Here is an 11870-nt window from a genome sequence, read left to right as displayed (position 1 = left end):
TATACATCGTTTCCCATCTTGGGGAAAACCCTTGTTGGCGTTTAGTGGTGGCGGAGAGTCCCGCAGATGCTTTTCTCAAGTGTTTGGAGAGCAAGATGGAGCCTCAGAAGGCTTCGATGTGTAATTGTATGGTAAATGAAGTCAAGATAAATGGTTACGAAATTACTATAACAGAGAAGAAGGAGGGATGAGAGGAGGCTTCACTATGATCACCAAGGACTACCAGGTGATAATAGTTGGTGGAGGACCCGCAGGTCTTACTGCAGGGATGTATACTTCGCGAGCCAATGTTAAGACTATTCTTTTCGAAAGGAAGATGCCCGGAGGGCAGATATTGAACACCGATGTCATAGAAAACTATCCTGGCTTTGAGAAGATAACCGGATTTGAACTTGCTCAGAAGATGGAGAAGCAAGCCCGTTCTGCTGGACTTGAGATAGCGTTTGAAGAGGCGAAGGAGATTTGGTCCGAAGAGGGAATGAAGTTTGTTCGCACCAGTGGTGGTACCTATAGCGCACCGGTAGTTATTATCTGTGCCGGTGGCGAACCAGCCAAGCTAAACGTGCCTGGCGAGAAGGAGTTTGAAGGAAAAGGGGTTTCCTATTGTGCCGTTTGTGATGGTCCCCTTTATACGGGCAAGAAGGTAGCGGTTGTCGGCGGAGGGGATGCGGCGGTCAGCGAGGCGATATTTCTCACCAAGTATGTAGATAAGGTTTACCTTATCCATAGAAGAGAGAGATTGAGGGCACTTCTTCATCTCCAGAAGAGGGCTCTTTCGAATGAGAAGATAGAGGTTATTTGGAACAGCGTCGTTAGGAGGATAGAGGGGGACGATACCGTCCATAACATCGTGCTTGAGAATCGGAAGACGGGAGAGGAAAAAAGCCTTGCCATTGATGGCTTATTTATCTACATCGGATTTCGCCCCAATTCAGGGATCTTCCGAGATAAGATAGAGACTGATGAAGCTGGCTATCTGATAACCAATGAGAAGATGGAAACATCCATCCCTGGTATCTTTGCTGCTGGTGATGTCCGGGCTCAGCTGGTGCGTCAGATCACCAATGCGGTAGGCGACGCCACAACCGCTGCTGTTGCTGCCGAGAATTATCTTCTTGAGGAGGGTTGGCTTTAGCTCCTTTTCCGAAACCGACAAGCTTTCCCTTGTTTGTTCCTACTATTATCAAGTTATGGAAGTAAAGAGGTGGAGAGGTGATTAATTCCCCCACCTCTAACTCTCCTTTTCTCCTTCCAGTTCGTGGTTCAATAATTAACAATTTTGATCCATATGGCGCGATAAATAGGTGATCGAAGGCAGAAAGTGGGCTCAAATAACTTCGGAAGGGAAGGTCGATCCGATATATAAGATGCCCGCGTTTTTGAGAAAAACAATAAAGGGATGAATCCAAAGAAGATACAATAATATAATTCTTCCAAGCTATTGCTTTAGTGATGATATCCCCACCAGTCCGGAATCTCCATTTCATCTTTCCCGAAGTCGCATCAACGGCGTAGAAATAATCGGAGGTAGAACCCAAAAACAGTTTTCCCTTACTGTAAACGATAGAAGCCCTTAGCTCACCAGGGAGGGTTTTCTCCCATATGGGTCTCCCTTTCTTTTTTGGATCTATGGAATAAAGCTTTCCCTTAGTGGTTCCCAAAAAGAGCTTTTCTCTTATAATTAGGGGGGAAGCTACAATATCCCCCTGGGTAGAGAAAGACCAGAGCTTTTTCCCCGATAGGCAAGAAAAGGCGCAAAGTTTCCCCCCTTTAAACCCTAAGAGTATAGTCCCATCTTGAGAAACGGCACCAGAGGTTATCCCCTTCCCGAAGTTTTTTTCAAAAAAGACCTCACCCGTTTCCACATTTAGAGCGATTAGCCTTCCCGAGGGGGAGAGTACAAAAAGAAGTCCTCGGAGGATTAATAGAGGGAGGGTGATTTCCTCACCGGCATCGTACTCCCAAACCACCTTTCCTTGCAACGAGATGGCTTGGACGATACCGTTTTTTGCCACCCCGTAAATCCTCTCATTATTCCCAATTGGTGCCGCCACAATCGCTCGCGGTTTCCCATTACTGGGAAATGATACTTCCCATACTTTGGACAACAGTAGGTCGGGTTTATTTGGTGGAAGGATAATAAGGAAGGAGAAGAGGAAAAGGGGGATAAAATTTTTCTTCAATTTGAACATTTCAACCTCCAACTTTAAGAAAATAACCAAAATAGCTTCGTCTGTCAAAGGTTTGCTTCAATAATCCTGCAACAAAATATTTTGACTCAAGGAAGCTACTTTTTTAACATTAAGGATGAGATGTCTCTTTCTGCGAAGGAGAAAAGATTAAAGGAGATAATAGAAGGTTATGGCTCCTTGGTGGTTGCCTTTAGCGGAGGGGTAGATAGTAGCTATTTGACCTATATTGCTCACCAGGTATTGGGGGAACGGATGCTTGCGATTACGGCGGATAGTCCTACCTACCCCGTTCACGAGCTAAAGGAGGCGAAGGAATTTGCCAAGAAATGGAGTATACCTCATAAAGTGATCAACTCCAATGAGCTCGATGTGCCGAAATTTAGAGAAAATCCTGAGGATAGATGTTATTACTGCAAGAAGGAACTCCTTACCTCCCTTATTGAGATCGCTAAGGAGGAGGGTTTTTCCTTTGTCGCTGAGGGGAGCACCCTGGATGATCTTTCCGATTTTAGACCGGGACGGAGAGCGATATCGGAGCTTGGGGTAAAAAGCCCGTTGATAGAGGCGGGGCTCTCTAAAGAAGAGGTGAGGAACCTTTCACGAAAAGCAGGACTTTCTACCTGGAATAAGCCTTCATTTGCTTGTCTTGCCTCCCGGTTTCCTTACCATCATCCCATAACTAAGGAGAAGCTGGTGATGGTGGAGAGAGCGGAGGAGGTTTTACGGGAGCTTGGTTTCCACCAATTTAGAGTAAGACATCATCAGGAGTTGGCGAGGATCGAGTTGGAGAGTGAAGATATCAAGAGAGCAGTTTCTCCTGAGGTTAAGCGGAAGATAGTGAAGGCTTTCAAAGAGATAGGCTATCATTTCATTGCCCTCGATCTTGAAGGGTATCGTCAAGGGAGTATGAATGAGCCCCTTTTGAGGAAGGATAGCAAAGATGGCTGAAGCGCCAGAAATAATAGGTATTGCCAGCGGTAAAGGTGGAGTGGGGGTGAGCCTTATTGCAGTTAACCTTGGTGGGTATCTCGCCCTCTCTGGGAGGAGGGTTGTTCTCGTTGATGCAAATCTTGGTGGGGCGAGTCTTCACACCTATTTGGGCGTTGGCTTTCCTAAACTATCCCTCGCTGATTTCCTCTTTCGGGGGGTAAAAGATCTGAATGAGTTGAGAATCGAAACCAATATTCCGAACCTCTCGCTTGTTCCCGGGATAGTGACCGATTTAATGGCATTTAGTATCCGTTACTATCAGAAATTAAGGTTCATCAATGCTCTTTCCGAACTTGATGCTGACTATGTGATATTGGATATTGGAGGGGGGACTTCCTACAACACCCTTGATCTTTTTCTACAGGCGGAGAGGAAGCTTCTTATAACCCTTCCGTTTCCCGCTGCTCTCGAGGGATGTTATCGTTTCTTAAAGGCTGCTTTCCTCCGTTATCTTCAGCACTCGATTCCGGCGAAAGAAATGAAGACATTTCTTAATAGACTTGTAGAAAGAGGGGTCTCTTCTTCTTTTGATGTTGTGGAGCAAGTCAAATCTTTGCTTCCAGAGTTTGTTCCCAAGGTGGCTGAGGCGAGGGATAGCCTTACCGTCGGGTTAGCGTTGAATCAGGTTAAGGATAAGGGGGAGAAGAGGATGGGGAAGATGATTGAGTGGGCTGTTCGATATCACCTTGGTATTCCCCTTTCTTATGTTGGTTCCATTCCTTATGATGAGGCGATGGAAAAATCGGCTTTAACCGCTCGTCCGTTGATATCCATCGACAAGGATTCTGCCGTCTCGCTTGGGATAGAAAACCTCGCCAATATCATTGTCTCTTATCGTAAGAAGCAGGATTTTGAGTTAAAGCCCGCTTCCTCGCTTAACTATTATCAGCTCCTCGGCATCTCCCCTGACGCTTCTTTGGAAGAGGTGGCAAGGGGATATGAGCGAATGAAAAGGTTCTATCAGGAGGATAATTTCGCCATTTATTTTCTTCTTTCCTCTGCGGAAATCTCCAAGATATCAGAGCTCATTGGTCGAGCTTATCGCATCCTGAGTGATCCTGAGGAAAGGGTAAAGTATGATTCTCGATTGGTGGAAAGGGGGGAGATTAAAGGAGAAGAGTGTGTGGATTATACCACCCTTAGAGGAGGGAAGGGAGAGATTAAGGAGAGAGACACCTTCCCTGTTCTCGATGAGGTATATAGCGGAAGCTATTTGAAGAAGATCCGTGTATTGAGGAATATACCTCTTGAGGAGATATCTACCAGGACTAAAATAACCCTCCGTAATTTGGAGCTTATAGAGGAGGAGGATTTTGCTTCCCTTCCCCCTCGAGTTTATCTCCGCGGTTTCATTGTTGAGTATGCCAAGGTGTTAGGGTTGAATCCCGAAGAAGTGGTAAGGGGATACCTTGCTCGTTATGATAGGTGGCGCGAAAGGCGGGAATAGGCTTATTTAGCGAAACTTTTTAGCGCCTCTTCCTCGCTCGAAAAGACCTTGAATATGGGAAGAAGCTTCATTATGGTGAGCGTCCGATAAACCTTATTTCCTACATTAATTATCTTGATCACTGCTTCGCGATTTTTCGCTTCCCTAAAAGAGCTCACCAACTCTCCCACACCTGTGCTATCCATATAACTTACTTCAGATAGGTTTATTATGATCTTTCTTTTTCCTTCTTTAAGGAGATCTTCTATTTCTTCCCTCAATGCTCCTTCATTATAACCAAGTGCCATCTTTCCCTTTATATCGAGGATAGTCACTTCTCCCTTCTCTCTTTTAGTTATCTCCATTGCTAACCTCGTCTTATCTTTCGCCCCATTTTAGTTTGTTTCTTAATACTTCAAAATAGTTCTTCCGGGGTGAATGGATGAGGTAAAGAATATGCGGGCTTTTTACTATCTCTATTTTATCTCCTGGTCTCAAGAATAGTCCCTCTTGTCCATCGAGGGTGAGGTAGACCTCTTCATCGGTGGTTTTTAAGGTCGCTTCGATGGTTGAATCGGGCGGCACTACCAATGATCGATTAGTGAGACTATGGGGGCAGATAGGGGTTATTATGACCGCCTCCATACTGGGAAAGATTATAGGACCTCCCGCGGCTAAGGAGTAAGCGGTTGAACCGGTAGGAGTAGCAATGATTAGTCCGTCCGATTTAAACACAGTTACCAGGTGGCCATCTATGCGTACCTCTATGTCTATTATCCGGGCGAGAGCACTCTTGTTTATCACTACATCGTTGAGCACATGATAGCTGAGCATCTCCTCACTATGGCGAAAGAGGCGGGAGTATAGCATCATCCGCGGATCAAGGCGATATTCTCCCTCAAGTACCTTGGTGAGCATGGGATAAAGATCGTTCAAACTCACCTCGGTGAGAAAGCCCATACTCCCTAAATTTACTGCCAGGATAGGGGTTTTGCTTCCCTTTATCGAATGAGCGACATTTAAAAGGGTTCCATCACCTCCCAATACGATGATAAGGTCAGCTTTATTGGCAAGGATCTCTCGTGATTCGCCGGTAACCCCCTCAGCAAGGGCAGCGGTTTGATTGTCGAAGATAACCTCTATTTTCTTTTCCTTTAGCCAGCTGAGGAGCTCAGCGATGACCTTCTTTGCCACCTCTGCTTTTGGCTTGGCTATGATTCCCGCACATCTTATCTCCATCGGTACCTTACCCTTTTGGCTTTACCAGATAGATAAAGAACTCCTTATTTCCTTTAACCCCGAGAATGGGTGAAGGGATGATTCCCTTACTCACCAACCCAATATTTTGAGCAAATATGGATATTTCCTCAACCACTTTTTTATGTTTTTCCGGTGTTTTGATAATCCCTTTCTTCTCTACCTCTTCTTTTCCCACCTCAAATTGGGGTTTGATCAGGCAGAGGATCTCCCCTCCTTCTATGACGAGAGGGATAAGGTGGGGGAGAACTTTCTTTAGGGAGATGAAGGAGACATCCACTGTGATGAGATCCACCGGTTGGGGCCGTTGTTCTTTGATAAAGTAGCGTATGTTTTGCCTTTCGATCGGTACTACCCTTGGGTCTTTGCGAAGGCGCCAGTCGAGCTGACCATAGCCCACATCAAGGGCGTAAACCTTTTTTGCCCCCCGCTTTATAAGACAATCGGTGAAGCCTCCGGTACTGGCGCCCACATCGAGTACCACCTTCCCCCGGATCTCTATTCCGAAATGATCGAGGGCAAAAGCAAGTTTGATCCCCCCTCGGCTTACATAAGGGAGCGTTTCTGTTACTTTGAGCTCTTCGTTTTCTTCTATGAGCTCGCTCGGCTTTTTTATCCTTTTCTCCCCTGCTTTTACCGCTCCTGCCATAATGAGCCTTTTTGCTTTCTCTCGAGTTTCCACCAAACCCTTCCTCACGAGGAGGAGGTCTGCTCGCTCTTTTCCCATAGCTTCTATTTGTTTTTTTCTGTTTCTTTCAGGAACTTTGATATTCGACGGTAGATCCCCTCCCCATCAAGCCCCAATCTATGACGCAGGATATGCTGGGAGCCGTGGGGGATTATCTCATCGGGCACTCCAATTCGTAATATCCTCGGTTCTCTTACATTGGTGTCTGCAAGGAGTTCACAGATTGCACTCCCAAATCCGCCGAGAAGTGAATTCTCTTCCACAGTGACGACCAAGGTGACCTTACTCGCCAATTGGGAGATGAGTTCCTCATCAAGGGGTTTTACAAACCGAGCGTTGACCACGAAAGCCTCAATTCCTTCCTTGGATAGGCGTTCCGCCGCTTCCAAAGAGGGGTACACCATATGGCCAATGGCGAAAATCGCTAACTCCTTTCCCTCCCGAAGTATTTCCCCCCGTCCAATAGGTAGGAGTTTACATTCAGGGTCCAATGGTACCCCCACCGCTTCTCCTCGAGGATATCTGATAGCTACAGGATGAGGCGTTTCTATGGCGGTATAAAGCATATGCTTTAGTTCATTTTCATCCTTGGGCGCCATGATTATTATGTTGGGGAGGGAGCGGAGGTAGGAGAGATCGTAGAGCCCATGGTGGGTTGGTCCGTCATCGCCGACGATACCAGCCCGGTCCATAGCGATGGTAACCGGAAGGTCCATCAGGCACACATCGTGAAGGACCTCGTCAAGCGCTCGTTGGAGAAAGGTAGAGTATATCGCAGCCACTGGTTTCAAACCCTCACAGGCCAAGCCTGCAGCGAAGGTTATACCATGCTGTTCCGCTATCCCTACATCGAAGAAACGATCGGGAAATTTCTCAGCGAACTTGTTAAGACCAGTTCCTTCTGGCATTGCTGCGGTTATACAGATGATATTTTTGTCTTTGGCGGCTAATTCTGTTATCGTCTCACCGAAGACCTTGGTGTAAGTGGGAGGAGCGTCTTTCTTTTTGATAAATGTCCCATCTTTTATTACGAAGGGAGAGGCTCCATGGAAAAGGGTGGGGCTCTTCTCTGCTGGAGGATACCCTTTCCCCTTTTTGGTTGTTATATGGAGGAGGATTGGTCCCTCTATCTTTTTTATCTCGTTCAAAACCTCTATGAGTTGAGGGAGATTATGACCTTTCACCGGTCCTATATATTTGAAACCAAGCTCTTCAAACAGCATACCGGGTACGAATATCCGTTTAACCGCCTCTTCGATACTGTGAGCAAAACGGATCATCTGTTCCCCGAATACCGGGATAAAGCCAAGGAGGGTTTTAATATCTTCCTTCAGCTTGTTGTAAACCTGACCTGTTATGATTTGATGGAGATACCTCGAAATGGCACCCACATTGGGGGAGATGGACATCTCGTTATCGTTTAGGATGAGGATCAGGTTTTTCCCCAAATACCCTGCTTGGTTTAGTCCTTCGAGAGCCAAACCTGCGGTCATTGACCCATCGCCGATCACCGCTACCACATAATGGTTTTCTTTCTTGTAATCCCTGGCAGCTGCCATCCCAAGCGCTGCTGAGATAGAAGTACTGCTGTGTCCCGTGTTGAAGTGATCGTAGGGACTTTCCTCTCTTCTCGGGAAGCCGCTTATTCCTCCATATTGCCTTAAGGTGGGGAACTTTTCCCTTCTCCCAGTTATTATCTTATGAGTATAGGTCTGATGTCCTACATCCCAAATGATTCTATCCTTACTGAAGTCGAAAACATAATGGAGGGCTAATGTTAGTTCCACAGCACCAAGATTTGATGCTAAATGTCCTCCAGTTTTCGATACCACATCGATGATGAATTCCCGTATCTCCTTGGCAAGTTGGGCAAGCTCGTTTATGGAGAGTTTTTTTAGGTCTTGAGGCGAATTTATCTTCTCCAGCATCCTTTTCTCCATCTTAACGGACTCCTTCTTATATCATACCTCAAATAGTGACGAATAGGCAAAGTTATGTCTCCCGGGAGATAATGAACTTTGCTATCTCTCTAAGGGGGCGGGCAGCCTCCCCAAATTGAGAGAGAGCCTTTATCGCTTCCTCTGCCGCTTCAAAAGCCCGTTTTTTTGCTTCTGCAATACCTACTACCCCAGGATAGGTAGCCTTACCTCGGATAGCGTCCTTGGCAACCTCTTTCCCCAACTTCTCCTTGGAGCCGGTGATGTCGAGGATATCGTCGATTATCTGGAAGGCAAGACCAACATTTTCTCCATAGACGGAGAGGGCATCGAGCTGAGAGGGAGTGGCACCTGCTACAATGCCTCCTATTCGTACCGAGGCGGTGATCAATCTTCCTGTTTTCGCTTGGTGGATGTAGGTTACAGTGGGAAGGTTTACCTTTTTCCCCTCAGATTCGATATCGACCACCTGTCCTCCCACCATTCCTCGGCTACCGGAGGCAGAAGCTATCTCTTTTATTACTTTTATCTTTCTTTTGGGGGGTACCAGATCTTCTGGAACTGCCGCCAACTGTTCGAAGGCAAGGGTTAAAAGGGCATCGCCAGCTAAGATGGCTATTGCTTCGCCGAAAACCCGGTGGGAGGTTGGCTTCCCTCGGCGGAAGTCGTCGTTATCCATCGCTGGGAGGTCATCATGGATGAGGGAGTAGGTATGGATCAATTCCAGGGAACAGGCGATGGGGAGTATTTCTTCCTCCTTACCGCCGACCGCCTCGGCGGAGGCGAGGGCGAGGATAGGACGGAGTCTTTTCCCTCCGGCAAAGACCGAGTACCGCATCGCCCGGTGGATGATCTCGGGGTACTCATCTGGCTTGGGTAATATAGTGTCAAGAGTCCTGTCTATTTTTTCTTTTTTTGATGCCAGATAGGAAGCTAAATTCATCTTTCGCTCTATTCTTCCTCCTCTATCCCTTCTTCGAATGGGGCTTCGGTAAAATCGCCAGTTTCGGTCTGCTTTAGTATCTCCACTTTCCTTTCCGCCTCCTTCAGCTTTTTATGGAGGAAACGGGAGAGGTTAACCCCTTCCTCGAAGAGGGAGAGGGATTCCTCAAGACTTAGCCCCCCTTTTTCAAGGAGGGCGACTATTTCTTCCAGTCTTTTTAAAGCATCTTCGAAGCTCTTTTCTTTCTTTTTATTACTCATTAGCCTTCCCCAAGAAAGGTTTCCTCAACGGTACAACCGAGTTTGCCCAAAGAGAGCCTTACATTGACCCTTTCCCCTGACTTCACTTGGGAGGCGGCGAGAAGCGGCTTTTCTTCTTTTGATTTGGTGCAGATGGCATATCCTCGGTTTAAGATAGCGGTTGGGTTAAGGCTCTCCAATTTCCCCCCCAAGGTACTGATAACTTTCTCCTTTTCCCTGAAGGAACCCTCGGTAAGGTTCGATATCTTCGTGAGATAAAGCTGAATCTCTTTTCGTTTTTCACCTATCATCCGTTTGAGGTCTATCCTCCTTAATCCCTTATTGGCTAAGGAGAGACGGGTTTGTATTGTATGGATGAAACCCTCGAGATTGGCAGATAGACGATAGTGAAGCTCATCTACCCGCTGGAGATACTGACTAAGGGTGCCAGGCAGCGAAAGGAGGGCAGGGCGGTTCATAAGCTCAGTCGTTTTTCTTCGCTTAATTTCGAGGATGTATGAGAAGGAGTTTATCAACCGCTGTTCGAGGCTTCTTAGATTTTCAATGACCTCCTCTTTATTTCTAACCACCAGCTCGGCAGCAGCAGATGGGGTAGGGGCGCGTAGATCGGCGACCATATCGGCGATGGTATAGTCTATCTCATGTCCTACCGCTGATATCACTGGGATGCGAGAGGCGAATATCTTTCGGGCAACGGTCTCATCGTTGAACGGAAGCAGATCTTCGAAAGAGCCACCACCCCTTGCTAAGATGAGAACATCAATATCATCCCTCGTATTCATATACTCGATGGCAAAGGCTATCTCCCTTGCCGCCTCCTCTCCCTGAACCCGGGTAGGGAAGATTAAAATTTCGACCTCAGCGAATCTTCGCTTGATTATCCTCAAGATGTCCCTTATGGCGGCACCGGTGGGGGAGGTTATGATCCCGATCTTCTTAGGATAAAGGGGGATCTTTTTCTTGTGCTTTTCATCGAACAATCCCTCTGCTTTTAGCTTTCTTTTTAGCTGTTCCAAGGCGAGCTGAAGAGCACCTATCCCTTTTGGCTCGAGAAGGGATACATTCAGTTGATATTCTCCCCTCGGCTCATAAAGGGTGAGGGTTCCCTGAGCGATGACCTTCATCCCATCTTCTGGTACGAACCGGAGGAGTTCGGTGTAACTTCGAAACATAACCGCCTTTAGTTGGGAAAATTCATCTTTCAAGGTGAAATAGAGATGTCCTGATATGGGGGAACGGAGATTGGATATCTCCCCTTCGACAAAGATATTGGGAAACTCAGTCTCAAGTTGAAAACGAACCAGTCTATTTAACTCGGAGACGGAATATATTTTCCTCTCCCATCCGGGAAGGTCTTCCATCTATAATCCCTCGTTTCCCTCTTGCTCGGTTTTGGAAGCTATAGGATATTGGATTTTTTTAATCGTTCGGGAAAGCCCGGTTTCTGTGTCGATCTCGATAACCACTGCCGAGAGTCGAACATCCCCCTTAGCCACCTCAAATCGATTGGGAAGATAGGTGAGAAACCTCTCGATAGCTATTTCCTTCTTTATTCCGATTACTGAATCGTGGGGTCCGGTCATACCTACATCGGTGATGTAAGCGGTTCCTCCGGGCAGCACCCGCTCATCAGCGGTCTGAACATGGGTATGAGTGCCGATCACTGCGCTGACCCGCCCATCGAGAAACCACCCCATAGCTACCTTCTCCGAAGTCGCCTCAGCGTGGAAATCGACTACCACGATGTTGGTTATCTCCTTTAGCTCCGAGGTGATTCGCTCTGCTGCCCGAAAGGGACATTCGAAACAGCGCATAAAGGTTTTGCCAAGCAAATTTACTACTCCTATCAGATTTCCATCAGCCGCTTTACCTAAATAGATCCCCTTCCCTGGGCTCTCTGGGGGGTAGTTTTCCGGCCTGAGGAGTCTCGGTTCCTTTTCCAGGTACTCGTATATCTCTCGTCGATCCCAGATGTGATTACCCGAAGTGAGGACATTCGCTCCCAAGGAAAGAAACTCCTCAGCTATTTTGGGGGTTATCCCAAAGCCACCAGCAGCATTTTCTACATTCACTATGGTGAAGTCTATATTGAACTCGTCGATCAGCTTTTGGAATTGCTCTTTTAGAGCACGCCTCCCCGGTTTTCCCATTATGTCGCCTATAAAGAGGATATTCAT

Annotated in this window: 13 protein-coding genes; 4 read left to right on the top strand and 9 right to left on the bottom strand. The window is 46.9% G+C overall.

Translation table 11 applies throughout. From position 1 onward, the window contains the following. Together J7L64_01795 and trxB are read left to right on the top strand one after the other, a co-directional pair. A partial coding sequence (locus tag J7L64_01795; protein MCD6451084.1) for a hypothetical protein occupies nucleotides 1-191 on the top strand: 191 nt, incomplete at its 5' end. Between the two features lie 14 nt (nucleotides 192-205). Continuing rightward, the gene (trxB, locus tag J7L64_01790; protein ID MCD6451083.1) at nucleotides 206-1135 is read left to right on the top strand and encodes a thioredoxin-disulfide reductase; all 930 of its coding nucleotides are present in this window, start codon (nucleotides 206-208) and stop codon (nucleotides 1133-1135) included. Here trxB and J7L64_01785 read toward each other — a convergent pair. Beyond that, nucleotides 1059-2192 (bottom strand): PQQ-binding-like beta-propeller repeat protein, encoded by a 1134-nt coding sequence (locus J7L64_01785; protein ID MCD6451082.1) that lies wholly within the window; start codon nucleotides 2190-2192, stop codon nucleotides 1059-1061. The genes trxB and J7L64_01785 overlap by 77 nt on opposite strands. A gap of 120 nt (nucleotides 2193-2312) precedes the next feature. Here J7L64_01785 and larE point away from each other — a divergent pair, with 120 nt between their 5' ends. Together larE and J7L64_01775 are read left to right on the top strand one after the other, a co-directional pair. After that, nucleotides 2313-3140, top strand: a complete 828-nt coding sequence (larE, locus tag J7L64_01780) for an ATP-dependent sacrificial sulfur transferase LarE (GenBank protein ID MCD6451081.1) — start codon at nucleotides 2313-2315, stop codon at nucleotides 3138-3140. Further along, nucleotides 3133-4629, top strand: a complete 1497-nt coding sequence (locus J7L64_01775; protein ID MCD6451080.1) for a helix-turn-helix domain-containing protein — start codon at nucleotides 3133-3135, stop codon at nucleotides 4627-4629. Before larE ends, J7L64_01775 begins: the two co-directional genes overlap by 8 nt. A gap of 2 nt (nucleotides 4630-4631) precedes the next feature. Here J7L64_01775 and J7L64_01770 read toward each other — a convergent pair whose 3' ends face one another. From J7L64_01770 to J7L64_01735, 8 genes are read right to left on the bottom strand one after another with little or no spacing between them, the layout of a single operon-like run. Continuing rightward, nucleotides 4632-4973: an STAS domain-containing protein gene (locus J7L64_01770; GenBank protein ID MCD6451079.1), complete on the bottom strand. Its 342-nt coding sequence runs from the start codon at nucleotides 4971-4973 to the stop codon at nucleotides 4632-4634. Nucleotides 4974-4986: 13 nt separating this feature from the next. Continuing rightward, on the bottom strand, nucleotides 4987-5847 hold the full coding sequence (locus tag J7L64_01765) for an NAD(+)/NADH kinase (protein MCD6451078.1): 861 nt from the start codon (nucleotides 5845-5847) through the stop codon (nucleotides 4987-4989). Nucleotides 5848-5854: 7 nt separating this feature from the next. After that, a complete protein-coding gene (locus tag J7L64_01760) occupies nucleotides 5855-6592 on the bottom strand; it encodes a TlyA family RNA methyltransferase (GenBank protein MCD6451077.1) in 738 nt (245 codons plus the stop codon). A gap of 5 nt (nucleotides 6593-6597) precedes the next feature. Then, nucleotides 6598-8493, bottom strand: coding sequence for a 1-deoxy-D-xylulose-5-phosphate synthase (locus tag J7L64_01755; protein ID MCD6451076.1), 1896 nt, complete (start codon nucleotides 8491-8493; stop codon nucleotides 6598-6600). A gap of 52 nt (nucleotides 8494-8545) precedes the next feature. Next, a complete protein-coding gene (locus tag J7L64_01750) occupies nucleotides 8546-9433 on the bottom strand; it encodes a polyprenyl synthetase family protein (protein MCD6451075.1) in 888 nt (295 codons plus the stop codon). Between the two features lie 8 nt (nucleotides 9434-9441). Then, nucleotides 9442-9693: an exodeoxyribonuclease VII small subunit gene (locus tag J7L64_01745; protein ID MCD6451074.1), complete on the bottom strand. Its 252-nt coding sequence runs from the start codon at nucleotides 9691-9693 to the stop codon at nucleotides 9442-9444. Next, the gene (locus J7L64_01740) at nucleotides 9693-11054 is read right to left on the bottom strand and encodes an exodeoxyribonuclease VII large subunit (protein MCD6451073.1); all 1362 of its coding nucleotides are present in this window, start codon (nucleotides 11052-11054) and stop codon (nucleotides 9693-9695) included. Before J7L64_01740 ends, J7L64_01745 begins: the two co-directional genes overlap by 1 nt. Next, nucleotides 11055-11870, bottom strand: coding sequence for a TIGR00282 family metallophosphoesterase (locus J7L64_01735; GenBank protein ID MCD6451072.1), 816 nt, complete (start codon nucleotides 11868-11870; stop codon nucleotides 11055-11057).

The organism is Acidobacteriota bacterium (genome assembly GCA_021161905.1).
Taxonomy (GTDB): domain Bacteria; phylum Acidobacteriota; class B3-B38; order Guanabaribacteriales; family JAGGZT01; genus JAGGZT01.
The sequence above is the reverse complement of the archived record's forward strand: the minus strand, read 5'-3'. Positions and strand labels throughout refer to the sequence as shown.

Excerpts from the sequence above, each read along its gene's own strand:
- trxB (MCD6451083.1), top strand. The coding sequence starts at position 206 with ATGATCACCAAGGACTACCAGGTGATAATAGTTGGTGGAGGACCCGCA.
- J7L64_01785 (MCD6451082.1), bottom strand. The coding sequence starts at position 2,192 with ATGTTCAAATTGAAGAAAAATTTTATCCCCCTTTTCCTCTTCTCCTTC.
- larE (MCD6451081.1), top strand. The coding sequence starts at position 2,313 with ATGTCTCTTTCTGCGAAGGAGAAAAGATTAAAGGAGATAATAGAAGGT.
- J7L64_01775 (MCD6451080.1), top strand. The coding sequence starts at position 3,133 with ATGGCTGAAGCGCCAGAAATAATAGGTATTGCCAGCGGTAAAGGTGGA.
- J7L64_01770 (MCD6451079.1), bottom strand. The coding sequence starts at position 4,973 with ATGGAGATAACTAAAAGAGAGAAGGGAGAAGTGACTATCCTCGATATA.
- J7L64_01765 (MCD6451078.1), bottom strand. The coding sequence starts at position 5,847 with ATGGAGATAAGATGTGCGGGAATCATAGCCAAGCCAAAAGCAGAGGTG.
- J7L64_01760 (MCD6451077.1), bottom strand. The coding sequence starts at position 6,592 with ATGGGAAAAGAGCGAGCAGACCTCCTCCTCGTGAGGAAGGGTTTGGTG.
- J7L64_01755 (MCD6451076.1), bottom strand. The coding sequence starts at position 8,493 with ATGGAGAAAAGGATGCTGGAGAAGATAAATTCGCCTCAAGACCTAAAA.
- J7L64_01750 (MCD6451075.1), bottom strand. The coding sequence starts at position 9,433 with ATGAATTTAGCTTCCTATCTGGCATCAAAAAAAGAAAAAATAGACAGG.
- J7L64_01745 (MCD6451074.1), bottom strand. The coding sequence starts at position 9,693 with ATGAGTAATAAAAAGAAAGAAAAGAGCTTCGAAGATGCTTTAAAAAGA.
- J7L64_01740 (MCD6451073.1), bottom strand. The coding sequence starts at position 11,054 with ATGGAAGACCTTCCCGGATGGGAGAGGAAAATATATTCCGTCTCCGAG.
- J7L64_01735 (MCD6451072.1), bottom strand. The coding sequence starts at position 11,870 with ATGAATATCCTCTTTATAGGCGACATAATGGGAAAACCGGGGAGGCGT.